General features: G+C 69.7%; 27 protein-coding genes and 1 pseudogene. 14 read left to right on the plus strand and 14 right to left on the minus strand.

What is annotated here, in order from left to right; all coding sequences use genetic code 11:
- Positions 1–69: 69 nt before the first annotated feature.
- A complete protein-coding gene (locus ACFSJG_RS18805) occupies positions 70–1,506 on the minus strand; it encodes an MFS transporter (RefSeq protein WP_378486748.1) in 1,437 nt (478 codons plus the stop codon).
- 187 nt (positions 1,507–1,693) lie between these two features.
- On the opposite strand from ACFSJG_RS18805, the gene ACFSJG_RS18810 reads away from it, so the two are divergent.
- Both ACFSJG_RS18810 and ACFSJG_RS18815 read left to right on the plus strand, forming a co-directional pair.
- Positions 1,694–2,161, plus strand: coding sequence for a MarR family winged helix-turn-helix transcriptional regulator (locus ACFSJG_RS18810; RefSeq protein WP_378486749.1), 468 nt, complete (start codon positions 1,694–1,696; stop codon positions 2,159–2,161).
- A 100-nt stretch (positions 2,162–2,261) separates the two neighbouring features.
- The gene (locus ACFSJG_RS18815; RefSeq protein WP_378486750.1) at positions 2,262–2,651 is read left to right on the plus strand and encodes a hypothetical protein; all 390 of its coding nucleotides are present in this window, start codon (positions 2,262–2,264) and stop codon (positions 2,649–2,651) included.
- A 6-nt stretch (positions 2,652–2,657) separates the two neighbouring features.
- Here ACFSJG_RS18815 and ACFSJG_RS18820 read toward each other — a convergent pair whose 3' ends face one another.
- On the minus strand, positions 2,658–3,101 hold the full coding sequence (locus ACFSJG_RS18820; RefSeq protein ID WP_378486751.1) for a MarR family winged helix-turn-helix transcriptional regulator: 444 nt from the start codon (positions 3,099–3,101) through the stop codon (positions 2,658–2,660).
- 62 nt (positions 3,102–3,163) lie between these two features.
- On the opposite strand from ACFSJG_RS18820, the gene ACFSJG_RS18825 reads away from it, so the two are divergent.
- Positions 3,164–3,505 (plus strand): rhodanese-like domain-containing protein, encoded by a 342-nt coding sequence (locus ACFSJG_RS18825; protein WP_378486752.1) that lies wholly within the window; start codon positions 3,164–3,166, stop codon positions 3,503–3,505.
- Positions 3,506–3,511: 6 nt separating this feature from the next.
- Here ACFSJG_RS18825 and ACFSJG_RS18830 read toward each other — a convergent pair whose 3' ends face one another.
- On the minus strand, positions 3,512–3,700 hold the full coding sequence (locus tag ACFSJG_RS18830; RefSeq protein WP_378486753.1) for a ChaB family protein: 189 nt from the start codon (positions 3,698–3,700) through the stop codon (positions 3,512–3,514).
- 172 nt (positions 3,701–3,872) lie between these two features.
- On the opposite strand from ACFSJG_RS18830, the gene ACFSJG_RS18835 reads away from it, so the two are divergent.
- The 3 genes from ACFSJG_RS18835 (at position 3,873) to ACFSJG_RS18845 (ending at position 7,162) form a co-directional block, all read left to right on the plus strand.
- Positions 3,873–5,000 carry a TIGR03364 family FAD-dependent oxidoreductase gene (locus ACFSJG_RS18835; RefSeq protein ID WP_378486754.1) on the plus strand — a complete coding sequence of 376 codons (1,128 nt, stop codon included), beginning with the start codon at positions 3,873–3,875 and terminating at the stop codon, positions 4,998–5,000.
- Between the two features lie 243 nt (positions 5,001–5,243).
- Positions 5,244–6,218, plus strand: coding sequence for a GlxA family transcriptional regulator (locus ACFSJG_RS18840; RefSeq protein ID WP_378486755.1), 975 nt, complete (start codon positions 5,244–5,246; stop codon positions 6,216–6,218).
- Between the two features lie 119 nt (positions 6,219–6,337).
- Positions 6,338–7,162 carry a dienelactone hydrolase family protein gene (locus ACFSJG_RS18845; RefSeq protein WP_378486756.1) on the plus strand — a complete coding sequence of 275 codons (825 nt, stop codon included), beginning with the start codon at positions 6,338–6,340 and terminating at the stop codon, positions 7,160–7,162.
- Between the two features lie 52 nt (positions 7,163–7,214).
- Here the strand turns inward: ACFSJG_RS18845 and ACFSJG_RS18850 are convergent, their stop codons facing one another.
- Positions 7,215–8,888, minus strand: a complete 1,674-nt coding sequence (locus tag ACFSJG_RS18850) for an AMP-binding protein (protein WP_378486757.1) — start codon at positions 8,886–8,888, stop codon at positions 7,215–7,217.
- 107 nt (positions 8,889–8,995) lie between these two features.
- Between ACFSJG_RS18850 and ACFSJG_RS18855 the strand changes: the two genes are divergently transcribed.
- The 4 genes and pseudogenes from ACFSJG_RS18855 to ACFSJG_RS18870 all read left to right on the plus strand — a co-directional run.
- Positions 8,996–9,865 (plus strand): LuxR C-terminal-related transcriptional regulator, encoded by an 870-nt coding sequence (locus tag ACFSJG_RS18855; RefSeq protein ID WP_465270025.1) that lies wholly within the window; start codon positions 8,996–8,998, stop codon positions 9,863–9,865.
- A gap of 116 nt (positions 9,866–9,981) precedes the next feature.
- Complete coding sequence (locus tag ACFSJG_RS18860; RefSeq protein ID WP_378486875.1) at positions 9,982–11,349, plus strand: APC family permease; 1,368 nt, start codon at positions 9,982–9,984, stop codon at positions 11,347–11,349.
- A 42-nt stretch (positions 11,350–11,391) separates the two neighbouring features.
- Positions 11,392–12,156, plus strand: coding sequence for a nuclear transport factor 2 family protein (locus ACFSJG_RS18865; RefSeq protein WP_378486759.1), 765 nt, complete (start codon positions 11,392–11,394; stop codon positions 12,154–12,156).
- Between the two features lie 38 nt (positions 12,157–12,194).
- A pseudogene (locus tag ACFSJG_RS18870) lies at positions 12,195–12,944 on the plus strand (zinc-binding dehydrogenase); the annotation flags it as partial.
- Positions 12,945–12,980: 36 nt separating this feature from the next.
- On the opposite strand, the gene ACFSJG_RS18875 reads toward ACFSJG_RS18870, so the two are convergent.
- Positions 12,981–14,024: a helix-turn-helix transcriptional regulator gene (locus tag ACFSJG_RS18875; RefSeq protein ID WP_378486760.1), complete on the minus strand. Its 1,044-nt coding sequence runs from the start codon at positions 14,022–14,024 to the stop codon at positions 12,981–12,983.
- Between the two features lie 127 nt (positions 14,025–14,151).
- Between ACFSJG_RS18875 and ACFSJG_RS18880 the strand changes: the two genes are divergently transcribed.
- Together ACFSJG_RS18880 and ACFSJG_RS18885 are read left to right on the plus strand one after the other, a co-directional pair.
- Positions 14,152–14,556, plus strand: coding sequence for a DUF1304 domain-containing protein (locus ACFSJG_RS18880; RefSeq protein ID WP_378486761.1), 405 nt, complete (start codon positions 14,152–14,154; stop codon positions 14,554–14,556).
- A 138-nt stretch (positions 14,557–14,694) separates the two neighbouring features.
- Positions 14,695–15,129, plus strand: a complete 435-nt coding sequence (locus ACFSJG_RS18885; RefSeq protein WP_378486762.1) for a hypothetical protein — start codon at positions 14,695–14,697, stop codon at positions 15,127–15,129.
- Here the strand turns inward: ACFSJG_RS18885 and ACFSJG_RS18890 are convergent.
- From ACFSJG_RS18890 to ACFSJG_RS18915, 6 genes are all read right to left on the minus strand, one after another.
- Entirely contained in the window at positions 15,117–16,931 is a 1,815-nt protein-coding gene (locus ACFSJG_RS18890; protein WP_378486763.1) for a penicillin-binding transpeptidase domain-containing protein, read from the minus strand. The genes ACFSJG_RS18885 and ACFSJG_RS18890 overlap by 13 nt on opposite strands.
- 66 nt (positions 16,932–16,997) lie before the next feature.
- The gene (locus ACFSJG_RS18895; RefSeq protein ID WP_378486764.1) at positions 16,998–17,834 is read right to left on the minus strand and encodes a GNAT family N-acetyltransferase; all 837 of its coding nucleotides are present in this window, start codon (positions 17,832–17,834) and stop codon (positions 16,998–17,000) included.
- A gap of 93 nt (positions 17,835–17,927) precedes the next feature.
- Complete coding sequence (gene ispG / locus ACFSJG_RS18900) at positions 17,928–19,082, minus strand: flavodoxin-dependent (E)-4-hydroxy-3-methylbut-2-enyl-diphosphate synthase (protein ID WP_378486765.1); 1,155 nt, start codon at positions 19,080–19,082, stop codon at positions 17,928–17,930.
- A 44-nt stretch (positions 19,083–19,126) separates the two neighbouring features.
- A complete protein-coding gene (locus ACFSJG_RS18905) occupies positions 19,127–20,338 on the minus strand; it encodes a M50 family metallopeptidase (protein ID WP_378486766.1) in 1,212 nt (403 codons plus the stop codon).
- A gap of 6 nt (positions 20,339–20,344) precedes the next feature.
- Positions 20,345–21,478 carry a 1-deoxy-D-xylulose-5-phosphate reductoisomerase gene (gene dxr, locus ACFSJG_RS18910; protein WP_378486876.1) on the minus strand — a complete coding sequence of 378 codons (1,134 nt, stop codon included), beginning with the start codon at positions 21,476–21,478 and terminating at the stop codon, positions 20,345–20,347.
- 94 nt (positions 21,479–21,572) lie between these two features.
- A complete protein-coding gene (locus ACFSJG_RS18915; protein WP_378486767.1) occupies positions 21,573–22,088 on the minus strand; it encodes an SRPBCC family protein in 516 nt (171 codons plus the stop codon).
- 61 nt (positions 22,089–22,149) lie between these two features.
- Here ACFSJG_RS18915 and ACFSJG_RS18920 point away from each other — a divergent pair, with 61 nt between their 5' ends.
- Entirely contained in the window at positions 22,150–22,437 is a 288-nt protein-coding gene (locus ACFSJG_RS18920; protein ID WP_378486768.1) for a DUF2631 domain-containing protein, read from the plus strand.
- A 73-nt stretch (positions 22,438–22,510) separates the two neighbouring features.
- On the opposite strand, the gene rlmN is transcribed toward ACFSJG_RS18920, so the two are convergent.
- Complete coding sequence (gene rlmN, locus ACFSJG_RS18925) at positions 22,511–23,620, minus strand: dual-specificity RNA methyltransferase RlmN (protein ID WP_378486769.1); 1,110 nt, start codon at positions 23,618–23,620, stop codon at positions 22,511–22,513.
- A gap of 131 nt (positions 23,621–23,751) precedes the next feature.
- Here rlmN and ACFSJG_RS18930 point away from each other — a divergent pair, with 131 nt between their 5' ends.
- Entirely contained in the window at positions 23,752–24,189 is a 438-nt protein-coding gene (locus ACFSJG_RS18930; RefSeq protein ID WP_378486770.1) for a lipopolysaccharide assembly protein LapA domain-containing protein, read from the plus strand.
- Between the two features lie 16 nt (positions 24,190–24,205).
- On the opposite strand, the gene ACFSJG_RS18935 is transcribed toward ACFSJG_RS18930, so the two are convergent.
- The gene (locus ACFSJG_RS18935) at positions 24,206–24,937 is read right to left on the minus strand and encodes a class I SAM-dependent methyltransferase (protein ID WP_378486771.1); all 732 of its coding nucleotides are present in this window, start codon (positions 24,935–24,937) and stop codon (positions 24,206–24,208) included.
- Between the two features lie 10 nt (positions 24,938–24,947).
- Positions 24,948–25,778 (minus strand): phosphatidate cytidylyltransferase, encoded by an 831-nt coding sequence (locus tag ACFSJG_RS18940; protein ID WP_378486772.1) that lies wholly within the window; start codon positions 25,776–25,778, stop codon positions 24,948–24,950.
- Positions 25,779–25,803 lie beyond the last annotated feature (25 nt).

A 25,803-nucleotide genomic window follows, 5' to 3' on the forward strand; every position in this document is an offset into this window, starting at 1 on the left:
CCCCACCGGAACTGACGAGCCCGGCGGACGTTCGTGGGAACATCCGCCGGGCTCGGCATCTCGGGGCCGTCAGCGGCGAACGGACACCAGCTCCGCGGCGTCGGACTCCGCCGACGCGGGCCGGCGCGCCGGAATGAACGCCGCGACCGCAGCTGCGACGAGTGCGACACCGCACCCGATCAGCAGCCCGGTTCGGAAACCGGCCTCGGTGGGCAGGACGTGCTCGCCCACCTGCATGGTCATCTGGGCAAGCACGGCGCCGACGACGGCTGCGGCGATGGACGTGCCGAGCGAGCGGCAGAGCGTGTTGAAGGCGTTCGCGGCGCCCGTCTCGGACAGCGGAACTGCACCCATCACCAGCGCGGGCATCGCGCCGTAGGCGAAGCCGGTGCCGATGCCGCAGACGATCGCGACGATCATCAGGCCCCAGGAGGTCCCCATCAGGACCATGGACGAGCCGTATCCGGCCGCGATGATCAGGGCGCCGACGATCAGGGTCAGCTTGGGCCCGCGGGTCGCGGACAGCTTGCCGCCGATCGGTGCGACCGCCATCATCGCGAAGCCACCGGGCAGCATCCACAGACCCATGACGACCATCGAGTTGCCGAGGCCGTAGCCGGTGGCGGCGGGCAGCTGGAGCAACTGCGGCAGGATCAGCGACTGCGCGTACATGGCGAAGCCGATGACGACCGCCGCGACGTTGGTGAGCAGGACCTGCGGCCGGACGGTGGTGCGGAGGTCGACGAGCGGGTCCGTCGTCCGCAGTTCCCACCAGCCCCAGACCAGGAACACCAGCACCGAGGCGGCGAACAGACCGATGGTCGTGCTGCCGGTCCAGCCCCAGACCGCGCCCTTGGACACGGGCAGCAGGAGGCAGACGAGTCCGATGCCCAGTCCGACGGCGCCGAGCGGGTCGAACTTGCCCGCGTGCGGGTCGATGGGGGTGGAGGGGATGAAGAACCAGATCAAGACGGCGATCACGACGGCGAGGACGGTCGCGCTCCAGAACAGTGCGTCCCAGCTGGCGTTCTGCGCGACGGTTGCGGCGATCGGCAGGGCGACGGCGCCGCCGATGCCCATGGATGCGCTCATCAAGGCGATGGACGAGTGCAGCTTGTCGGCCGGAACCAGCTCGCGCAGTGCCGCGATGCCGAGCGGGATGATGCCCATGCCGAGCCCCTGGAGGGCTCGTCCGGCGATCATCGGTACGACCGACGTCGCGAGCGCGCAGACCAGTGAGCCGGCGATCAGCGGGACGGAGCAGGCGAGCAGCATCCGACGCTTGCCGAAGATGTCGCCGAGGCGGCCGGTGATCGGAGTGAACACCGCCCCCGCGACGAGAGTGGCGGTCACGACCCAGGTGGCGTTCGACGCGGTGGTGTCCAGCAGTCTCGGCAGGTCGCCGATCAGCGGGACGACGAGCGTCTGCATCATGGCGACGACGATCCCCGCGAAGGCCAACACCGCGACCACCACGTTCGGGTTCGCAGGACTACTACTTCTCACGCAAGCTCCTCATTGTTCACAAGCGGCACCCCCGGCGCCCTGTCCACGTCATATGTGCAATACACATTACTTGTATCATGCAATAAAATTGCCGCATGCAACAGATGTGTATGATGCACACCACAGGGTTGTCCCAACCCGGACAATCCCGGCGCCACCGGCGGCGACGGATCGAGAGGAAGCAAGCGTGGACGGGACCGCGGACCGGATCGAGTTCGAAACGATGCTCCTCGCGCGGCACATCGCCCGCCCCCGGCGAGGCGACGGCAACCTCGAGTCCTCCGCGTACCTCCTCCTCAGTCGCATCAGCATCGAGGGCCCGATGTCCGTCGGCGAGCTCAGCGAGGCGTTCGACCTGGACACCTCGACGATCAGCCGTCAGACCACCGCGATGATGAAGGCGGGGCTGGTCCAGCGCATCCCGGACCCGGACGGCGGCATGGCCCGCAAGTTCCGCGTCACCGACGAGGGGCGCAACCGGCTCGAACTGCAACGTGCAGGCCACGTACGCGGACTGGGGGCGATCATCGCGGACTGGGATCCCGCCGACAGCGCCGCCTTCGCCGCCCTGCTCGAGCGTTTCAACAACGACATCGAACGCCGGACCGGCCACCCCTGGCCGCGGCCCGCCGACGTACCCGGGGGGCACGCGTAGCGTTGAGGGTGGGCCTCGGCCTCGACGCGATCCGCCGCGGTGCGGCACCGAACACCCGCGACGTCACTTCCCGGCCGAGGTCGCCGAGGGGAGGTACGAAGTGTTCGAGGGCACCCGAGGTCACGAACCCGACCGGCGCGACATCGAGAAGCGCTGGGACGACCCACCCGAGATCCGCCGGGCCACCAGATACGCGGTGTCCGTGCTCGCCGTGGCGCTGGTCGCCGCGATCCTGCTCGGACTCTGGGCCTACCTCGGCCGCAGCAACTGCGCCGCATCGACGACGCCGGTGTGCGGAACGGCCGACCGGTACCTCCTCGCGATCGTCCCCGCCGCCGTCCTGATGGTCGGCGGAGTGGGCGCGTTCTTCGAGACATACGCGGTGTGGAAGCGCGGCGGCACCTGGCCGGCATGGCAGGGTGCGGGCTGGGCTCTGTTCCTGCTGATGCTGGTCTGCGCGGCGCTCGGTGCGGGCGTGCTCGCGACCTGAACCCGGTCAACCGCCCGGTCGTGCTCCGAGCGTGGCCAGCGCCCGGAGGAGCACGGGAGCGAGCCGGCCCACATCCTCTGCGTCCACCTGGTCGGCGAGCACGCGGTCGAGCTCGGCGATAGCGTCCCGCCCCAGCCCGAGCAGTCGCGCGCCCTCGTCGGTCACGACGAGTCGCGCGGTCCGGCCCCGACCGGAATCGGTCGTCCTCGTGACGGCTCCCCGCTCCTCCAGCTTGGCCAGTGTCGACTGCATGCTCTGCGGTGTCACCGAGGCTCGGCGAGCCAACTCGCTGTACGAGAGTCCGGAGTCCCGGGACAGGTGCCCCAGGGCGGACAGGTGGCGCATAGTGATGCCCTCGGCGCGCAGGGCCTGCTCGACCCGCTCGCGCATGCGCCGCCCGAGCGCCATCACCAGGAACGCCGCACTCGGCGGTGGACCCGCATCGGTCATGTTGACAACTCCCCTTCGCCAGTTTCAGACTAACTGAAACTGCACGGAAGAGGCCTGCTGCCATGAAGATTCGTCACTATTTGCACGGCGCCCCGTCGGTGACGGCCGCGGAGGCGATCGGCCTGGTCGCCGACGGCGCACTCGTCGTCGACGTCCGCAGGCAGTTCGAATGGGACCGGAACAACATCCCGGGTTCGGTTCACATCCCGCTCGAGGAACTGCCGAAGCGGTGCGAGGAACTACCGGACGACCGACTGCTCATCACGTTCTGCACAGGCGGTCTCCGCTCCTACGGTGCGGCGAACATGCTCATCGAGTACGGCTTCGACGCCAGGAACATGTCGAAGGGGCTGATCGACTGGCGGGCGGCGGGCGGCGCACTGCAGGGCAGCGCGCACGCCTGACCCGTGTCAGCCCTGTTTGGGCACCCAGTGGTCGACGGCGAGTTCGTAGCTCTCCTTGACGACCCCGTAGGCGGCTCGCTCGGCTTCCTCGCCAGTCCCGAACCGCTTCACTGCGGATTCGTGAGCCGTGGCGTAAACCTCTTGCACCTCCTTCGACGATCGACGCAACGTCTGCGGGAGCTCGAACCGATCCATGCCGCTCACCCTTCGTCGGTGCTGATCAGGTGGCACCCATTGTCCGTCGGAGGGCGCCGAGACAACAGCCCCGATTCGCCGCGTGTCGTGGGCGCGTGGCCGCACCAACTGTTCACCCGAAGTTTCCGCCTCGGCCCACCGTTGGTCTAGACCAACGATCATGCTGTGTCCCATGCGAATAGTGATTGTTGGCGGAGGGATCCTCGGGACGGCGCACGCCGACGAGGCGATCCGCCGTGGACACGACGTCATCCACCTCGAACGCGAACCCGAGGCCCGAGGCGCGACGGTCCGCAACTTCGGTCTGGTATGGGTGTCGGGACGAGCCGACCACGAACTCGATGCGACTCTGCGGTCACGCGAGTTGTGGGCAGATCTCGCCGCCCGCGTCCCCGCGATCGGGTTCCGGCCCGCCGGGTCGCTGACCCTGCTCCGCACACCCGACGAACTGGCCGTCGCCGAGGAAGTCCTCGCCCGCCCCGACTCCGACGCCCGTGGATTCACGCTCCTCGACCCCGAGCAGGTACGCACGACGAACCCGGCCCTGCGTGGGGATTACCTTGCCGGCCTGTACTGCCGCCTCGACGGAGCCGTCGAGTCCAGGATCGCGTTGCCCGCGATCCGTGCCCACCTCGCGGAGTCCGGGCGCTACACCTACCACCCCGCCACCGAGGCCCGTGACGTGACGAGCGATTCGACGGGGGTGCACGTCCGCGACGACCGCGGACGCACGACCGACGCGGACCTGGCGATCGTGTGCCCCGGCGCGGCCCTCGGCGGGTTGGCCCGGGACCTCGCGGGGGACCTCCCGTTGCGCCGGGTGCGGTTGCAGATGATGCAGACGGCACCCCTCGGCGAGGTCCTGACGACGGCTGTCGCGGACGGCGACAGCCTCCGCTACTACCCCGCTTTCGCGGGCAAGGCCCTCGAGGAGTTGCGGGCGCGGCAGCCGCAGGCCCCGATCGCTGCCGCGCACCGCATGCAACTGCTGTGTGTGCAGCGCCTGCACGGCGGACTCACGATCGGCGACACCCACGAGTACGACGAACCGTTCGACTTCGACGTCGACGAGGCACCGTACGAGCACCTGAAGGCCGTCACCGAGAAGTTGCTCGGCCGCAGAATCCCTCCGGTCGTCAAGCGCTGGGCCGGGGTGTACAGCCAACACCTCGATCCGACGCGGCTCGTGCATCGCGGCGAGGCGACCGACAACGTGTGGATCGTCGCCGGCCCCGGCGGTCGTGGCATGACGCTCGGACCCGCACTGGCCGAGCAGACGGCGGAGCAACTCGGCCTCTGACGCGACGGGCGGCCGCGACTGGCCCTCCTGACCGCGCTCGGCGACTTCGGAGACCTGCTCTCTGAAGGAGGCGACTTTCTCTTCGGCATCGTCGAGTTCGCGGTTCGGTCTCCGGCCTGTCGTAGCGTGCCACCTCTCGATGCCGGGCCCACAGCGCCGTGGGCCCGGCGCCCGGTGTGCGTGGGCCGGTAGCCTGACCCACCGAGGCCCCCTGCCGGAGCGGCCGTTTCGGAAGTGGGTGCCATGCGGGTTGGAATCCTCGCGTACGACGACTGTTTCGCCACCGAGGTGTTCGCCGTCTCCGACATCCTCCACATGGCGAACCAGGTCGCACGGGAGAAGCGCACGACCCACGTCGATCCGTTCCGGGTCTCGGTGGTCGCGGTCGACGCCGAACCCGTCACTGCCGCAGGTGGATTCGGTGTCGTCGCACGCCGCTGGCAGCACGACCACGACCTGCTCGTGGTGCCGGGGTTCGACCTCTCCCCCGCCGAGGACCTGGACTCCAGGCTCGCCGGCCGTCGCCGCGAGATCGACGTGATCCGCAAGGCCGGGCGGCGAGGCGTCCACGTCACGTCGGTGTGCGTCGGAGCGTTCCTGCTCGGTGAGGCGGGACTGCTGGACGGGCGACGATCGACGACGTCCTGGCTGTTCGCCTCCCAGCTGGCCCGGCGCTATCCGCAGTCGACGGTGTGCGCGCAGTCCCTGGTCGTCACCGACGGACACGTCACGACCACTGCCGCCTTCAGCGCGTCGCTCGACCTCGCGACGACGATCGTCCGGAACCATCTCGGCGGCGCCGTCGCGCGGGCCACCGCCCGGATCACACTGGTGTCCGAGAACCGGACCAGCCAGGCGCCCTATGTCGTCGAGTCCATGGTGACGCCCGCGACCGGCCCGTTCGCCACCGCGGTCCAGCGCTGGCTGGTCGATCACCTGGCGGAGCCCTACAGCCTGCCGCGACTGGCCGCCGCGTTCCACGTCAGTTCCCGCACTCTGCTGCGCAGGTACGGCGACGACGTCGGCGCGCCGCCACTGGACTTCCTGCAGGACACCCGGATCGCCGCAACCAAGAGACTTCTCGCGGACACCGACGTTCCGATCAGCGACATCCCGCCGCGCGTCGGCTATCGGGATCCGGGCACTCTGCGGCGAATGTTCGTCGAGCGCGTGGGAATCGGGCTCGCCGAGTACCGGCGCCGGTTTCGCGCGCCCTGATCGATTCGCACCGATGTGGCCGGATCGACCCGAAACGTGGCGACAGTGCCCCTCGTGCCGGGGGTTCCGAGTCACGAGACTCGACGTGTCAGTGACCGTCGACGAACAGGAATCCACCCATGGCAGCACAGCGCCCGACCGCGGACGATCCGCTCGACGACTTCGCGCGCCGCGAGTTCACGTTCGATTCGGCGACGAAGCTCGTGCTCGTCTCGGGGGCGGGGCCTGCGGTCGTCGTCATGCCGGAGATGCCGGGGATCAGTCCGCACGTCGCCCGGTTCGCGCGGTGGGTTCGTGACGCCGGATTCACCGTGTACCTGCCCTCGCTGTTCGGGCGGGACGGCGCGGTCCCGACGGTCGAGGACGGGAGCGCCGTCATGCAGCGCGCATGCGTCAGTGCCGAGTTCCGGGCGTTCGGCGCGAACCGCACCAGCCCCGTGACCCGGTGGCTGCGCGCCCTGGCACGCACCGCCCACCAGGAGAGCGGCGGTCCCGGCGTCGGTGCGATCGGCATGTGCTTCACGGGCAACTTCGCGCTGACCATGACCCTCGAGGAATCGGTGCTCGCGCCAGTGCTCTGCCAGCCGTCGCTTCCGCTCGACGATCCGGGCGGCCTGGAGATCTCGCCGGACGACCTGCGCGCCGTGCGCGACCGCCTCGACCGTGACGACCTGACCGTGCCGGCCTACCGGTTCGCCGGCGACAAGTGGTGCCGGGCAGAGCGTTTCACCGCTTACTCGAGGGCACTCGGCGACCGGTTCGTGGGCACGGTTCTTCCCGACGACGCCGCTCATCCGGCACCGCCGCCGTTCTTCGCGGAGGTGGTGGCGAGCCCGCACAGTGTCGTGACCGCCCACCTGGTCGACGCCGCGGGTGAACCGACGCTCGCGGCTCGCGACGAGATTCTCGCGTTCCTCGCCTCACGGCTGACAGAGAGCCGGTGACAGGGTCCTCCGGTGGTCGACGGGGTGACCACCGGAGAACCCGATCGACAGGTCAGCCCTGACGCAGGATGTACCGCTGCACCTTGCCGCTGGGCGTCTTCGGCAGCGACGGCACGAAGTGCACGGTCCGCGGGTAGGCGTGCGCGGCGAACTTCCTCTTCACCAGGGTCTGCAGCTCGGCTTCGAGTTCGTCCGTGCCGTCGACACCGTCGCGGAGCACCACGAACGCCTCGAGCACCTCGCCGCGCAGCTGATCCGGCATACCGACCACCGCGGCCTCGACGACGTGCTCGTGCATCACCAGCACGGACTCGACGTCGAACGGGCCGATCCGGTAGCCGGCCATGATGATGACGTCGTCGTCACGGGAGCTGAAGAAGAAGTGCCCGTCCTCGTCCGCGCTGCCCGCGTCGCCGGTGACGTACCAGCGCCCGTCCTCGGTGAACCGCTGCTTCGTCTTCTCCGGTGCGTCCACGTAACCGCGGAACCACATCAGGGGGCTGGCGTGGGTGTCGATCGCGACCCGGCCCGCCGTTCCGGGTGCGGCGACGTCGTCGCTGTCGTCGAGCAGGACGGCGCACGACCAGCCCGGCAACGCACGCCCCATCGACCCGGCCGGGACCTCCTCGCGAAGCTCGTCGGCCCAGGCGTTCACGATGAACATGCCGTGTTCGGTCTGACCGTAGTGGTCACGCACCTCGCAGCCCAGGGTGGACTTCGACCACGCGACGACGTCCGGGGTCAGCGGCTCGCCCGCGGACGACGCACGGCGCAGCGTCACGCCGGACGGGATCGGCCCGGTGTCGGCGCGCAGGCTGCGGTAGACGGTCGGTGCGGCCGCGAAGTTTGTGACGCCGAACTTCTCGATCACCTGCCAGGTCAGCGCCGGGGAGAACCCGGCGTGCAGGAGCAGGCTGCGCCGGCGGGCGGCCATCGGGCCGAGCAGCGCGTAGTACAGGCCGTACGCCCAGCCGGGGTCGGCGGCGTTCCAGAACACGTCGTGGTCGCGGACGTCGAGCCCGAAGTCCATGTACGCGTGGAACGAGGCGAGGGCGCGCACCGGGACCGGCACACCCTTCGGGGTGCCGGTCGTTCCGGAGGTGAACAGCTGCACGATCGGCGCGTCGGCACCGACCGCGACGGCGGCGCCCTTCGGGTCGTCGGCCGTGTGCGCGGCGAGCAGGTCAGCGAAGGACGTCTGCCCGTCGGCCGCGGCACCACCGGCGACCACGACGGACCACGCGGCGTCCGCGGGGATGTCCTCGCCCGGGGCGAGCTTGTCGAGCTGGTTGGCGTCGGCGACGACGACTTTCGCACCCGAGGCGGTCAGCCGGAACGCTATGGCAGGCGGCGCGAATGCGGTGAACAGCGGGACGTGGACGGCGCCACGACGCCAGATGCCGAGCAGCGCGACGACGAGCTCGGCGGACTTGCCCATCAGCGTCGCCACGCAGTCGCCCGGCTCGACTCCGCGGTCGGCGAGGGCGGCGGCGAACCTGGTCGACTCTGCGCGCAGCTCGCCGTAGGTGAGATCACGGGACGACAGGTCGCTCTCGATCACGGTGAACGCGACGGCGTCGGCGGGGTGCCGGTCGCACAGCAACTCTGCCGCGCAGGCGTCGGCGGTGTCGTACTGCGCGAGCAGCGCGTCCACACTGCCCTCGCTCCGGGCGCGGATCGCTGCCGCATCCGCTGCGAGGGTCGCCGTGGCACTGTTGTCGACCATGGAGGTTCCTTCCCACTTCGCTCCGGCGTGACACCGGACACTTCACTCGCCTTATGATCTAGCTCACAAGACACAACCACCACCCCCGGAAAGGGGTAGCCGCGACGATGCCCATGCCGACGAACCCCCACGAGGCGTTGCTCCGCCCACGCGACGGCGACGCCCTCCGGGCGGAGCTGCGACACACCGCGAGCCTCGCCGATGTTCCCGTGCTGTTCGGAGGCGAGGTCCACGACGGAAACCTGCTGCTCAGCGAGTTCATCGGAACCCGAACGAACGGGCTGAAAGGGCTCACGGTGCCCGCGACCTCCGGTCTGGGTGGCCGCGTCGCACACCAGCGGCGGCCGGCATCCGTACCCGACTACCGGACGGCGCTGAACATCACCCACCACTTCGACGCTCCGGTTCTCGGCGAGGGCCTGCGATCGGTGATCGCGGTGCCGGTCGTGGTCGGCGGGATCTCACGCGCGGTCCTGTACGCGGCGGTCCGCGAGGCCACGCCGATCGGCGACCGCACCGCAGAGCTGCTGACGCTGTCCGGTCGGCGGCTCGCGACGGAGATCGCGATCCGCGACGAGGTGGACAGGCGGCTGCGCATGCTCGGCACCCGCGACACGGCCTCCGGGCCCGGAGATGCCGCCGTGTCCGAGGGCATCCGCGAGGCGCACGCCGAACTGCGGAGCCTGGCGCAGGACACGACGGACGGCGCGCTGCGCGGGCGCCTGCGAGCGGTGGCCGATGCACTGGCCGGGTTGCTCGTCGACGACGCCGAACCGTCCGCCGTCGCGCTCTCCCCGCGGGAACTCGACGTCCTGTCGCACATCGCGCTCGGCTGCACGAACAACGAAGTCGCACACCGTCTCTCGCTCGGCTCGGAAACGGTCAAGAGCTACCTGCGCAGCGCGATGGGCAAGCTCGACGCCCGGTCCCGGCACGAAGCGGTCGTCACCGCCCGAAAGCTGGGTCTGCTTCCGTAGATCCAACGGTTGTTCTCGCACGAGGAGGAACCATGAGCGGATCGTCCGAGACCGGCGGGTCACCGACATCGGGTACCGGCGGCGAGCACAGCGGGGAACCGACCCTCAAGCGGGTGATGGGGCCGTGGCTGCTCCTGCTGTTCATCGTCGGTGACATCCTCGGCACCGGCATCTACGCCCTCACGGGGCAGGTGGCCAACGACGTCGGCGGCGTCGTGTGGCTCCCGTTCCTCGTCGCGTTCACGGTCGCTCTGATCACCGCCTTCAGCTATCTCGAACTCGTCACCAAGTACCCGCAGGCGGCAGGCGCGGCGCTGTACACGCACAAGGCGTTCGGCATCCAGTTCCTCACGTTCATGGTCACGTTCGCGGTGATGTGTTCGGGCATCACCTCGGCGGCGACGGCGTCGCGGGCCTTCGCGGCGAACTTCGCGGAGGCCTTCGAGATCGACCTGAACGCAGGCATCGGCATCACCCTGCTCGGCATCGCGTTCATGCTGATCGTGGCGGCGGTCAACTTCCGCGGGGTGGGCGAATCGGTGCGGATCAACGTCGTCCTGACCTGCATCGAACTGTCCGGTCTGCTGATCATCATCTTCATCGGCATGTGGGCGCTCGGCATCGGCGACGGCGACTTCTCCCGCGCGATGACCTTCGACACCGGTGACCGCAGCGCGCTCGGCGGCGTCATCGCCGCGACCACGCTGGCGTTCTACGCAATGGTCGGGTTCGAGGACTCGGTGAACATGGCGGAGGAGGCGAAGGACCCGAGCCGGATCTTCCCCAAAGTGCTGCTCGCGGGGCTGCTGTTCACCGGCCTGATCTACGTCCTGGTGTCCGTCACGGCGATCGCACTCGTGCCCGCGGACGAACTCGGCGAGGGCGACACTCCCCTGCTCAAGGTCGTGCAGGCAGGCGCACCCGGGTTCCCGATCGGGATCTTCGCGTTCATCACGATGTTCGCGGTCGCGAACACCGCCCTGATCAACATGCTGATGGCGAGTCGGCTCCTGTACGGCATGAGCCGCCAGCACGTGCTGCCGCCGCAGCTCGGGCGGGTGCACCGCACCCGGCGCACCCCGTACATCGCGATCGGGTTCACCACGTTCCTGGCACTCGGCCTCATCACGTTCGTCGGAGAGGTGCCACAGCTGGGCGGCACCACGGCCCTGTTGCTGCTGTGCGTGTTCACCATCGTCAACGTCGCCGTGCTCGTGCTGCGGAAGAACCCGGTCGAGCACAAGCATTTCCGAGCGCCGACGGCGTTGCCGGTCGTCGGCGCGCTGGCGTGCGGTTTCCTGGCCACCCCGTTCACCGACCGGAATCCGGACCAGTACGCGATCGCGGGTGTGCTGCTGGCGATCGGTGTCGTGCTGTGGGGCGTCAACCACGTCGTGAACACCAAGCTGGGGGTCAAGGGCGAGTTGCATCCGGAGTACCTGACGGACGACGACCCGTCGACGCCCCACGGCCCCTCCAACTGATTTTCTAGAACACGTTTCAGGCGATCTGGCATACTCCGCGACATGCTTGCCGACCCCGCCGACCTGCTCACGCTCGCGCACGCCTCACCCGCGGCGGTCGCCGACCACGACAAGGACGCGTGGCTCGGACTGTTCGCGCGCTACCACGTCGTCGAGGATCCGGTCGGCGGTCGTCCGGTGCTCGGCGGGCTCTACGACCCCCGCCGCAAGCGGCGCGGCGGCGACCCCCTCGCCCGGTTCTGGGACACCTTCATCGCACCCAACGACATTCGCTTCCACGTCCAGCGTGACGACATCGTCGACGGGCTCACCGTCGTCCGCGACGTCACCATCGAAACCCGGCTCGGCCGCGGAGTGGTCGCCCACGCACCGATGCACCTGCTGTACGAGGCGACCCTCGACGAGGGCGAGCCGCGCATCCGACGGATCGCGGCGCACTGGGAGGTGGCACCGATGTTCGCCCAGGTCGCGGGCATCAGCCCGGCGAAGCTCGCGGTGGGAACGTCGATGGCGACCCGGATGCTGCGCAACCTGGGACTCGGCGGGTCGATCGCGTTCGGCGCTGCCGTTCGCAGCGTCGGTGATCCCGGAAAGGCCGCCGTGAAACGACTCGTCGACGCTGCCGCGCGGGGCGATTCCGACGCGCTGCACACACTCGGCGGTCGCGTGGTCCGCGACATCACCAAGATCATCGCCGCCGGCGACACCGTCACCGCCTCCTGCACGGCCGACGGCTCCCCCGCCGTGCTCTGCTGCTACCTCGACCGCGGTTCCCTGCGTGTGGTCCGGGCCGACGTGTACGCCTGACCCGGTTCCGTTCGACCCGAAGAGGGCGGGATTCTCCGTGGTTCGGCGGCCACTGCAACCACTGCGTCCCCTGCCGCCAGGGCCGCTTCATCCACTGCGAGAACCTCCAGGTGCCCAGCTGGCAGTATCCCGGCGGCTACGCCGAGTCGGTCACCGTCCCCGGCAACGCGCTCGCCAGGATTCCGGACGGGCTGTCCTTCGTGGAGGCCGCACCGATGAGCTGTGCTGGTGTCACCACCTTCGACGCCCTCCGCAAGACCGGGGCGGCACCTGGCGACCCCGTCGCCGTCCTCGGGCTCGGCGGACTCGGACACCTCGGCGTGCAGTTCGCTCGCGCGATGGGATTCGAGACGACGGCGATCGCCCGCGGCACCGCCAAACGGGACGACGCACTCGCCCTCGGCGCCCACCACTACGTCGACTCCACCGTCGGCGACGTCGGCGAGTCCCTGCGCGCGCTCGGTGGGGTGTCGGTGGTGCTGGCGACGGCCGCGAACTCGACGGCGATGGCCGCGACGGTCGGCGGACTGCTGCCGCGGGGTGAACTGGTGGTCGTCGGCGTCACGCCGGACCCCTTGCCGATCAGCCCGCTGCAGCTGATCACACCCGGGCTCAGCGTCCGGGGTCATCCCTCGGGAACCGCCCGCGACGTCGAGGAAACATTGCGATTCGCCCTGTCGAGCGGTGTCCGTGCGCGAGTCGAGGAACGGCCACTCGCCGACGCGGCGGACGCGTACGCGACCGCGGAGGCCGGGCGCGCGCGCTACCGCATCGTCCTCACCACCTGATTGCGGAGGGCGAACGCCCCGGCCCACCCGGAGCGCTCACCCGATCCGACGACCCGGACGCAGCCGCGCCACGAGCTCCGCGCGACTGCGGACACCGGTTTTCGCGTACACGGACTTCAGGTGGTCGTGGACCGTGTTCGGGGTGAATCCTCTCCGCTCGGCAATGTCGCGCGTCGAGTGACCGGTCATCACGTCCGCACACACCTCACGTTCCCGCGTCGTGAGCGCGCACGCGGCGAACACCAGGTCCGTCAGCTCACGGTCCGTGGCGGGTTCGACGGTGACCACAGTCCTGCCCTCCTCACCCCCGAGCAGTGCGGTGGCGCGCACCAGGACCCAGCCGCCGGACGCGTCCCGGACCCGCGCCCGGAACACGCCGGACGAACTCGACCGCGCACCGGCAGTGGCGATCCTCAGCAGCACCGGGAGCCTGCCGGGGTCGGCCTCGTCCAGGCGGTCCCGCCAGCTGCGCGCCGCCGCGGTGAGTGCGATCGGGTCGCCGGCGGCGTCCGTCACCACCACCGCGGGTTCTCCGCCGTCGGCGGGCGGCCGGACCCGGTCACGGACCGCGGCTCGCGTCGCGGCGGCCAACGCGGGGGCAACGGTCGAGAGGAACTCGACGTCCCGATCGGTGAAATCCGGTCCGGAACGCACGAAACCGGCACCACCCCAGCACATCCCGTCGATCCTGAACACCACCCTGATCTCGCGGTCCATCCCGAGCGGCCGCCACACCGCGCCGTGCCGGAGGCTGCCCGCCACAGCAGTTGCAGGGAGATCCGATGCGCGGACGACGTTCGGCCCGCTTCGTGCGAGTGCCGCGAAACTGCCCGGATCGCGGCCACCGTACTCGGACTCCGCGAGCAACGGCTCGCACTCGGACGGAACGCGGTTCGGGCCCCTGGTCATCGACGAGATGGTGAGCGTCACCGGGTCGATGAGCGCCCAGCACGTCAACTCGCTGCGCATCGTGTGTCCGACGAGTTCGATCGCCCGCCCGTGCAGTCGCGCGACATCGACACCGGACCCCGCCACCGCGGCGACCTCCCGGCGCACACGCTCCGCCCGGACCTCGAGCACGCACCCAGTATGCGCTGGTCAGGGCGCGCGACGCATCCCCCGTTCCGGGGATGGGAGTGCGGCAGGGGCGGGCATAGCGTCGGGTCATGAACAAGACATCGCACAGTTCCGGCACGGTCGGTGCGCCGTGATCGCCGTGGCGCAGGTGGCGGCCGTGATCGCGGCGGCGGTGCACCTGGTGGTGTTCGTTCTGGAGGCGTTCGTCTTCACCCGTCCGTCCGTGCACCGAGGGGTGTTCGGCGTCCCCACCGCGGACGTGCCCGCGGTGCGCCTGTGGGCATTCGGGGTCGGCTTCTACAACCTCTTCATCGGCGCAGGCATGATCGCCGGTCTGGCGCTGTGGTGGACCGGTCACGAGACGCCGGGCCGCACGCTGGTGATCTACCTGGCCATCTTCATGTTCCTGTCCGGCATCGTGCTGCTCGTCGCGGACCGGATGGCGCTCGGTCGGGAGCGGGGCCCCGGACTGTGGGGTTCGGTGGGCCAGGCCGGTCCCCCGCTCGTCACCCTCGTGGCCCTGGCGGTCGCCTGACGCCTCGGATCACCGCTTCCCCGGCACCGAGGACGCGCGTCCGGGTGGCGCCCATCTCCCACCTGGGGTGGGTGTCCGCCCAGGTCACGGCACGGGACTCTGAAGTGGCAGTTGGAACCACCACCACGAGGAGATCCCATGACCCACCTTCGCGCATCCCGCACCGTCTTCGCCGTGCTCGCCGCAACCGCGGGCCTGACGTTCGGCGCCACCGGCCTGGCATCGGCAGGCTCCGCCGACATCCCCGGCGCCGGTCCGGCCGTCGCCGCACCGGCCCAGCCCGTCGACCCCGCTCCGGCCGAACCCGATCCGTGCGTGATGCCGGAGCTCGACCCGGGCACCGTCCAGGCGCAGGTGTGCCCGCCGGACCCACGGGTGACGACACCGCACGACGTCATCGACCCCGGGCCCGTCGTGCAGGATCCCGTCCCCGAACCCGTGGTGCGCGACCACCGCGGCCCCGACGCCGTCCAAGGTGGCGGAGTCACGGTGGAGGCCGTCGAACCGGAACCCGAGGTGCGCGACCACCGAGACAACCCGCCGGTCGTGCGTGACCACCGTCAGGCGAGGTAGCCCTCGGGGAGGGCGGCGAACATGTCGGTGGTCACGGCCACGGCGTTGTCCGAGCTGCCGCCGCGGACGACCAGGGTCGCGAACGCGAGGTCGCCGCGGTAACCGACGAACCAGGCGTGCGAGCCGCCCTCCACCTCCGCCTCACCGGTCTTGCCGTACACCTCGCCCTGACCGGCGATCCGAAGCGCGGTGCCGGACGTGATCACCTCGCGCATCATGCCGCGCAGCCCGTCGACCATCTCGGGGGTGATCGCCGTCCGGTCCCCCGTTGTGGTCGTCTCGTCCCCGACTATCAGGTGCGGCGTCGGAGTCGAACCGTGCGCGACAGTCGCCGCGGCGAGTGCCATTCCGAACGGGCTGACGACCACCTTGCCCTGACCGAAACCGTCCTCGGTGCGCTGGACGAGGTCGTCGGCGGGCGGGACCGACCCCGATTCGGTCGGCAGGCCGGGAACGTCGTAGTCGGGGCCGATGCCGAACTGCGCGGCCGCCAACGTCAGGTCGTCGGCCTGCATCTCGCTGGCGAGTTTCGCGAACGACGTGTTGCAGGACCGCGCGAACGCGGTGCTCATCGACACCGTCCCCAGCGCGAACTCGTTGTAGTTGGGCACCGACCGTTCGCCGATCACGATGCGTCCCGGACACGGAACCATGGTGCCCGGGTTCGCGAGCCCGTTGTCGATCGCCGCGCCTGCCGTGACGATCTTGAACGTCGATCCGGGCGGGTAGAGACCGGTCGACGCGACCGGTCCGTCGCGGTCCGCGGCCTCGTTCTGCGCGACGGCGAGAATCGCGCCGGTCGACGGCTGGATGACCACCGTCATCGCCTGATCGGTCCGCGCATTCACCGCGTTCTGCGCCGCGACCTGGATGTTCCGATCCAGCGTCACCGAGAACGACGGCGCCGGTTGTGGTTTCGCCTCCGTCAGCACGTCGGTGTCCACACCGTTCTGGTTGACGGTGACGACACTCCATCCGGCGGTTCCGTCCACCTCGTCGATGACCCGCTTCTTGATCTGCCCGATCAGGTCCGGCGCGAACTCCCGGTCCGTGGCCACCAGGTCGGCTTCCTCGTCGACCGTCACGCCCGGCAGCTCCGTGAGCGAGGCCGCAATCGTCTCGTAGTCGTCCTGTCGCAGGCTCGCCACCTGGTACGTCCCGTTCGCGCTCGACGCGGACTCGGCGATCGACTGCGCCGTCAGGGACGGCACGAACGGCGCCAGCAACCCGGCGAGCGACGCCGACACCGCACCGAGACTCCCTGCCTGACGTGCATCGAGCTTGATCCGCTCGATGCTGCCGGGAACGAGCACATCTGTGCCGGAGCGCTCGTTCACCCGTGCCCGCGGCGCGGGCACCGAGCGCAGTGACATGGTCTGGGTGTCACCGAGTTTCGGATGCAGGTCCGTCGAACTCCACCGGACCGCCCACTCCCCGTCGCGCCGGCCCATCTGCAGGTCGCCGCTGTAGGTCCACACCCGGTCCTTCGGCAGATGCCACTCGTAGGTGTACTCGACCGTCGCGGTGTCCCCGGTGACGCGCGCGGACCCCACGGTCGCGGTCATCGACTCGGCCTGGAGGTTTTCCCACGCCGAGTCGAGCGCCTCCTGCGCCGCTTCGGGCCGGTCCGTCAGCGCCGCGGCCTCGGCCGTGTCCTGCTCCGCCAGCAACGACACGAACTGCCCGGCAGCGGACTCGGGGCCGTCGGGCTTCGGCGTGCAGGCGGCGAGCCCGACCGCGAGCGCACCCGACACTGCAAGCGCGAGCGACGTTCGGACACCGTGAGCGAGACGCGATTTCATCGCTGCCCATAGTAGGGGCGTATCCGCCGGAACCCGGCGTCCCACGGCGCCCGAGACGTCGCGTCGCTAGTCGAGCAGGATCGTCGAGAAGGTGGCGACCTGGGTGAAACCGACGCGCTGGTAGGCGCGCCGGGCCGCGTGGTTGAAGCTGTTCACGTAGAGGCTCGCGGTGCGACCCGCCGCCATGACCGCGGCCGCGACGGCAGCGGTCCCGGACGCACCGAGCCCGCCACCCCGGTGATCGGGATGCACCCAGACGCCCTGGATCTGCCCGACCTGACGCGACGCCGACCCGATCTCGGCCTTGAACACGACCTCGCCGTCCTCGAATCGGGCGAACGCCCGGCCCGACGCGATCAGCCCGGCGACCCGGCGCCGGTATCCCCGACCGCCGTCACCGGCGCGCGGGTCGATACCGACCTCCTCGATGAACATCTCCACCGCCGCGACGAGATAGGTCTCGAGCTCGTCCATCCGGACCAGTCGCACCGCCGGATCCGGTTCGACGAGTGGACGCGCCGCCAGCGCGAGCAGCGGCTGTTCGGCCCGCACCTCACGGGCGGGACCCCAGTCGGATTCCAGCATTTCCCACAGCGGCAGGGTCAGTTCGGCACGACCCACGAGCGACGAGCACATCCGCGGGAACCGGGTCGCCCTGTCCGCGAACGCGCGGAGGTCCCCGATGCCGCCGCGCAGGGGCACGAGGTTCGCGCCCGAGAAGCACAGCGACTCGTCGGGGCCGCCGCGGCTCCACAGCTCCCCGTTGATCGACCGCGGTTCGACGCCGAGGTCCTGGACGCGGGCAGCGACCATGCACGTCGCGATCGGGTCGGCGTCGAGTACCCGAAGCACGTCGGCGCGGTCCCGCGCACCGAGTTGTCTGGCGCCGAGCAGTTTGAGCACCCAGTCACCCCCGGGTCTCGTCGTACCGAAAAGGACAGGCCGTCCACCGCGGAGACCACCACGGTGGGCGTGCCGACAGGATACGGGGCCGAGTCAGCCCACGGTCACCACTGGCGATCCCGAGTCGGAATCGTTGCCCATCTCCTCGGCGATCCGCATCGCCTCCTCGATCAGCGTCTCGACGATCTGCGCCTCCGGCACGGTCTTGATGACCTTCCCCTTGACGAAGATCTGACCCTTGCCGTTGCCGGACGCGACACCGAGGTCGGCCTCGCGGGCCTCGCCCGGACCGTTCACGACACATCCCATGACCGCGACCCGCAGCGGCACCTCCATGCCCTCGAGACCCGCCGTGACCTCGTTCGCGAGGGTGTACACGTCCACCTGGGCGCGCCCGCAGGACGGGCACGACACGATCTCCAGCTTGCGGGGGCGCAGGTTCAGCGACTGCAGGATCTGCGTGCCGACCTTGATCTCCTCGGCGGGCGGCGCCGACAGCGACACCCGGATGGTGTCACCGATCCCCTCGGACAGCAGCGCACCGAATGCGACCGCGGACTTGATGGTGCCCTGGAACGCCGGGCCCGCCTCGGTCACGCCCAGGTGCAGCGGGTAGTCGCACTGGGCCGCCAGCTGCCGGTACGCCTCGACCATGATCACCGGGTCGTTGTGCTTGACGGAGATCTTGATGTCGCCGAAGCCGTGCTCCTCGAACAGGCCCGCCTCCCACAGCGCCGACTCGACGAGCGCCTCCGGGGTGGCCTTGCCGTACTTCTGCAGCAGTCGCGGATCGAGCGAACCGGCGTTCACGCCGATGCGGATCGGGATGCCGGCGTCACCTGCCGCCTTCGCGACCTCCTTGACCCGGCCGTCGAACTCCTTGATGTTGCCGGGGTTGACGCGGACCGCAGCGCAACCGGCGTCGATCGCGGCGAAGATGTAGCGCGGCTGGAAGTGGATGTCCGCGATAACAGGGATCTGGCTCTTCTTCGCGATGGTCGCGAGGGCGTCGGCGTCCTCCTGGCGGGGGCACGCGACGCGGACGATGTCGCAGCCCGACGCCGTCAGCTCGGCGATCTGCTGGAGGGTGGCGTTGACGTCATGGGTCTTGGTGGTGCACATCGACTGCACCGACACGGGGTGATCACTGCCGACTCCGACGCCACCGACCATCAGCTGACGGGTCTTGCGACGCGGCGCGAGGACGGCGGGAACGTCGGGCATGCCCAAACCGACGGGGCTGGTCACGGTCTGCCTTCTTTCGTTTTGCGGTAGAGAAGAGTCTAGTCGGGCTAGAAGATCTTGATCGGATTGATGATGTCGGCGGTCAGCGTGAGCAACATGAACGCGCCGCCGATGACGATCACGACGTACGTCAGCGGCATCAGCTTCATGTAGTCGACCGGGCCGCCCACCGGCTCTCCGCGCCGGATGCGCAGGGTGTTGCGGATCTTCTCGTAGATCGTGACGGCCATGTGCCCGCCGTCGAGCGGCAGCAGCGGCAGCAGGTTGAAGATGCCGAGGAAGAAGTTGAGGCTGATCAGCAGCAGCACGAACATCTCCCACAGCCCGCGCTCCGCCGCCTGACCGCCGATGACCGAGGCACCGACCACGCTGATCGGGGTGTCGTCAGCGCGTTCACCCCCGGTGACGGCGGTCCACAGGTCGCCCACCTTGCTCGGCAGCTGCGCGAGACCCTTCACCGATTCGACCATCAGGTCGCCGGTGAACGCGAACGACGCGGGGATCGCGGACAGCACGTTGTACTGCGTCGGGGCGTAGTAGTCGGGAACCACACCGATCGCGCCGACGGTCACCGTGCTCGTCGTGCCGTCCTGGTTCTGGACCAGGCGCTGCACCGGCTCGGGAACGACGGTCACCGTGAGGGTCTGCCCGTCACGCTCGACCGTGTAGTCGACCGGGCCGTCGTGCGCACGGGTCTGTGCCTGGAACTCGCTCCAGGTCTCGACCGGCACCCCGCCCACCGCGGTCACCAGGTCGGCCTCGCGCAGACCGCCGGCCTCCGCCGGACCGGCGACGTTCTCGTCGCATTCGGCGAGCGTCCCGTCCTGTCGCTGATCGGACACGCAGCTCGTCGGACCCAGCTGGGTCTCCGGCGGCTGGTTCAGGTTGGGCAGGCCCCACCCGACCGCGAGGACGACGACCAGCGCCAGACCCAGCACGAAGTTCATCGCGATGCCACCCGACATCACGACGAGGCGCTTCCACGTCTTCTGCTTGTACATCGCACGATCGACCTCGTCGGGCGCGAGTTCGTCGTGCTGGGTCATGCCCGCGATGTCGCAGAAGCCGCCCGCGGGGATCGCCTTGAGGCCGTACTCGGTCTCGCCGCGCCGGAACGAGAAGATCTTGGGGCCGAAGCCGATGTAGTACCGGCGCACCTTCATGCCGAGCTTGCGGGCGGTCCACATGTGGCCGGCCTCGTGCAGCGCGATCGAGAAGGTGATGCCGAGTGCGAACAGAATGACGCCAACGATCAACATTCCGTTCTAGCCCTTCCGCTCGACGAGCTCGTGTGCCCGCGCCCGCGCCCACCCGTCCGCGGCGAGCACGTCGTCCACGGTAGCCGGTTCCGCGGACCACTCGCCGCCGGCGGCGAGAACCTTCTCGACCGTACGCACGATCGACGGGAAGGAGGAGACGCCGTCGAGGAAGTACTGTGCGGCGACCTCGTTGGCTGCGTTGTACACCGCGGTCATGCAGCCACCGGCCTTCCCCGCGGCGCGAGCGAGGTCGACGGCGGGGAAGACCGCGTTGTCGAGCGGTTCGAAGGTCCAGGTGGAAGCAGCGGAGAAGTCGCAGGCGGCCGCCGCTCCGGGAACCCGGTCCGGCCAGCCGAGCGCCAGCGCGATCGGCAGCCGCATGTCGGGTGGGCTCGCCTGGGCGAGGGTCGAGCCGTCGGTGAACGTGACCATCGAGTGCACGATCGACTGCGGGTGGACGGTGACGTCGATGCGGTCGTAGTCGATGCCGAAGAGCAGGTGCGTCTCGATCAGTTCGAGACCCTTGTTGACCAACGACGCCGAGTTGAGGGTGTTCATCGGGCCCATCGACCAGGTCGGGTGGGCGCCGGCCTGCTCGGGGGTGACGCTCTCGAGGGCGTCCGCGGTCCAGCCGCGGAACGGGCCACCCGAGGCGGTGAGCACGAGGCGGTCCACCTCCTCGGCGCGTCCCCCGCGCAGGCACTGCGCGAGAGCCGAGTGCTCGGAGTCGACGGGCACGATCTGACCGGGCGCGGCTGCGGCCTGGACCAGCGGACCACCTGCGACGAGGGACTCCTTGTTCGCCAGCGCGAGGCGGGCACCCGATTCCAGAGCGGCCAGAGTCGGCTCCAGACCGAGCGAGCCGACCAGCGCGTTGAGGACGACGTCCGCCTCCGTGCTGCGCACGAGTTCCGTGACGGCCCCCGGTCCGGACAGCACGCCCCGCAGGTCGAGTCGTGCCGCAGCAGCGGGGTCCGCGACGGCGACGCGGGTCACGCCGGTCGCGCGGATCTGCTCGGCGAGCAGGTCGACGTTGCCGCCGCCGGCAGCGAGACCGACGACGGAGAACTTGTCCGGATTGGCGGCGATGACGTCGAGTGCCTGCGTCCCGATCGAGCCGGTGCTGCCCAGCAGGAGCACGCGCGTAGGTTCTGTCACCCGTCCATTGTTCCCGATCGGACCTGAGAGCAACCTGACAGGCCACGACCGGCCCCCGTCGACGCCCGATCCGCGGTCACGGGGACTCCGCGACCCGCGCCACCTCCGACTCGTAGTGGCCTTTCAGTTCGAGGTAGCCGTCGAAGTCCGGCCGCGGTCCCCTGGAGCGGGCAGCGACCAGCAGGTCGAGGTAGTACTCCCATCCCGGGCCGGTGTCCGCGGCGAGCGCGACGGACGCGCTGTCGAGGTGCTGGATCAGCCGTACCCGGCAGCCGTCCGGCTCGGCGGCCACCTGCATCTCCATCAACCACGACCCGAAGTCGTCCGAGGAGGAGAGGACGTACCGGGTGGGCCGCTCGCATTCCTCGATGGTCATGTCCATCCACGGCTCGCCGTCCTCGAACCGCATCTGCACCCGGATCGTGTTGCCCGGCGCCGCTGTTCCCGTCCACGGGCCGAACCACGTCGCGGTCCGGTCGGATTCCGTGATTGCAGCCCACATCTCGTCGACCGGCTCCGGAAACGTGCGGTCGATCACGAGGTCCGCGCCGTCCTCGCGGCGAACCAGCCGCCCGGTCGGTGTCGCGGTCATCCGACACTCCCCCTTGTGAAGTCCACCCCGGTCGCTACGACACCGGGTCGTATGCCACGATATGCGGGCAAGACCCGTACCGCACGAGCAGGAGGAACCGGCTGTGGCCGCGAGTGAGTCCGTCACCACCAACGTCGACACCGCCGAGGTGCCCTCCGCCGAATGGGGCTGGAGCGGCGAGGCCCCGCGTTTCTTCCGATTCCTCGGCTGGTTCTTCGCCGCGTTCCTGCTCGTCTACACGATCGGCAACCACGAGGGCAAGGTCGAGGACATCTGGCTCGTCGGCATCGCCGCGTTCATGGTCTTCATGCTGGTGCGTGACATCATCCGTCGCCGCAAGCCGCGGTAACCACACGGCATACGACAACGGCCGCGCCGCTCCACCGGGAGCTGCGCGGCCGTTGTCGTTCGTATGTCCGGGATCAGTTCTCGGCGGCCAGCTGTCCGCACGCCGCGGCGATCTCCTGGCCGCGGGTGTCGCGCACGGTGCACGAGACGCCCTGCGCGATGACACGCCGCACGAACTCCCGCTCCACGTCCTTCGGCGCCGCGTCCCACTCGCTGCCCGGTGTCGGATTCAGCGGAATCAGGTTGACGTGGACCAGCGAGCCCAGCGCCTTGTGCAGCTTCTTGCCGAGCATGTCCGCTCGCCACGGCTGGTCGTTGACGTCCTTGATGAGCGCGTACTCGATCGACACCCGCCTGCCCGTCTTGTCCGCGTAGTACCGGGCGGCGTCGAGCACCTCCGCGACGGACCACCGATTGTTGACCGGCACCAGCGTGTCCCGCAGTTCGTCGTCGGGGGTGTGCAGCGACACCGCCAGCGTCACGGACAGCCCCTCGTCGGCCAGCTTGCGGATCGCGGGCGCGAGCCCAACCGTCGAGACAGTGACCGAACGCTGCGACAGCCCCAGCCCCTCGGGCGCAGGCGAGGTGATCCGACGGACGGCCGCCACCACCCGCTTGTAGTTGGCGAGCGGCTCCCCCATGCCCATGAAGACCACGTTCGAGAGGCGACCCTCCCCACCCGCGACCTCGCCGTCGCGCATCGCGGCGGCGGCGGAGCGGACCTGGTCGACGATCTCGGCGGTCGACAGGTTCCGGGTGAGACCGGCCTGACCGGTCGCGCAGAAGGGGCAGGCCATGCCACAGCCAGCCTGGCTGGAGATGCACAACGTCGCTCGATCCGGGTACCGCATCAGCACCGATTCCAGCAGTGTGCCGTCGTTCGCCTTCCAGAGCGTCTTGCGGGTCGTCCCGTCGTCACAGGCCACATGCTTGACCGGGGTGAGTAGCGTCGGGAACAGCGCGTCCCCGACCTTCTCGCGCATCGCCGCGGGCAGGTCGGTCATCTTCTCGACGTCGGCTTCGAGGCGACCGTAGTACTGGCGCGCCAGCTGGTCGGCCCGGAATCCCGGGAGGCCGAGTTCCTTGACCGCGGCCTTGCGGCCCTCCGCGTCGAGGTCGGCGAGGTGCGTCGGGGGCATGCCGCGACGCGGAGCGTTGAACACGAGGGGTACGGGAACGGCCATAGTGGGCTCCAGTGTTCCACCCGGGGACCGCGACATGCGAATTCGCGGCCCGCTATCATACCAACATCACAGTTTGCGCCGATATCACAGCGGTGCGTGCAATCGTCCGGCGGGTGGGTGATGATCACAAGATGCCGACCCCCGACGGACCCGACCGCGACGCCGGCGACGTGGAACCTCCGGTCCCACGCGACGCGGAACCTCCGGTCCCACCGAACCCGGTGTCCACGACCGAGGACGATGCGGAGCCCCCGGTCCCACCGAACCCGGTGTCCATCCCCGAGCACGACGCGCTGCGGCGACACACGACCCTCGGTCACACGAAGGCGGCCGCCACCTGGACCGGGCTAGTCATCGGCGCCGTCGTCCTCGTCGTGCTGCTGGTGTTCATCCTGCAGAACCTGGACTCGGTGACGCTGAACCTGTTCTGGTGGGAGTTCTCCGTGCCGCTCGGTATCGGGCTGTTGCTCGCCGCGATCGCGGGAGCCCTGATCATGGCGCTGGCGGGCGGGGTGCGAATCCTGCAGATCCGCCGGCTCGCGAGGCGCGCGGCGAAGCATCGGGACTGACCCTGCCGCGGCTGCGTCAGCCGAGCACCAGCCCCGACGGGGCGCGGCGGGTGTGGATCCGATAGCCCACGTCGATCGACAACCCAGGGACCTGGCCGAAGGCCCGCTCGGCGACGCGCGGACCGAATTCGATGCCGAGGACGGCACGCAGCGCTCGCCGGTCCGGAAACTCCCACCGACTCACGACCCGGGTGAGGTCGAATCCCTGCGCCGCGAAGAACGACTCCACCGCCGCCGGGTCGTAGTGCGGCAGATCGGCGCGCATCCACTCGCCGTACTCCCCGACCGTCGCGTCCAGGTCCACCACCACGAGGGTGCCGCCCGGGCGCAGCACCCGCATCGCCTCCGAGATTCCGGGCCCGCAACCGGGCCCGAAGAAGTACGCAGTCCGGGCGTGCGCGACGTCGACGCTGCGATCGGGTAGCGGCAGGTGTTCGGCACTCCCCTCCAGGACCCGGACACCCGGCATTCCCGCGATCCGGTCCCGCGCCGGCGGCACCAGCGGCGGATGAGGTTCCACTCCGGTCACCGACCGCGCGTCGCGCGCGAACTCCGGCAGGTGGAAGCCGGTGCCGCACCCGATGTCGACGATGTCGCGGCCCGCCCAGCCGACGACCTCCCGGAGCGCGGCGAACAGCGAACCGTCTGCGTCCTGCGCGCGGTTCTCCACCTCGTAGATCTGCGGCCACTGCCAGATGTTCGGACTCGGAATCGGTTCGCCGGGTGGTGGCCGCCGCCGTCCCGTCACGCCGGACCGGTCACAGCAGTGCGGTCAGCACCAGCCACGTCACGAACGCGGACGGGAGCAGCGAGTCGAGGCGGTCCATGATGCCGCCGTGCCCGGGCAGCTTCGTACCCATGTCCTTGATGCCGAGGTCGCGTTTGACCTGGGACTCGATCAGGTCTCCGAGCGTCCCCGTGACCACCAGGACGACGCCGAGGAGTACACCGATGAACGGGTTCGCGTCGAGAATCAGCGTGACGGTCAGCAACGATCCGATGATCGCGAACACCAGCGACCCGGCGAGACCCTCCCAGGACTTCTTCGGGCTGATGGCCGGGACCATCGGGTGCTTCCCGAAGAGCACGCCTGCGGCGTAGCCGCCGACGTCGGAGCAGACCACGCCGAGCATGAACACGAAGACCCACTTGGCGCCGCCGTCATGGGTGACCATCAACGTCGCGAACGATGCCAGCAGCGGAACCCACGCGGCGACGAAGACCGTGATCGAGACGTCCCGCAGATAGTTCTGCGGCGCCTTGTTCAGACCCTGGTCCAGCAGCCGCCACACCATGCACACGAGCACCGTGGCCGCGAAGCCACCGAGCACCCCGCTAGTGCCGTACGGCCAGCCGAGCCAGATGATCGCCTGACCACCGAGCAGCAGCGGGATACGCGGTACGAGGATGTCGCTCTCCCGCAGGCGGGTCGACACCTCCCAGGTGGCGATCGCCATCGCCGCGCCGACGATGCCGAACCACACCATCGGCACCAGCAGCAGCGACGCGATGACCAACGCGCCGAGCGCGACGCCCACCGCGATCGCGGCAGGCAGGTTGCGCCCCGCCTTCGAGGGAGCGGTTGTCACTGTCCCGTCCGGATGGGAACCATCG

The organism is Rhodococcus gannanensis (assembly GCF_042681175.1).
GTDB lineage: Bacteria > Actinomycetota > Actinomycetes > Mycobacteriales > Mycobacteriaceae > Rhodococcus_G > Rhodococcus_G gannanensis.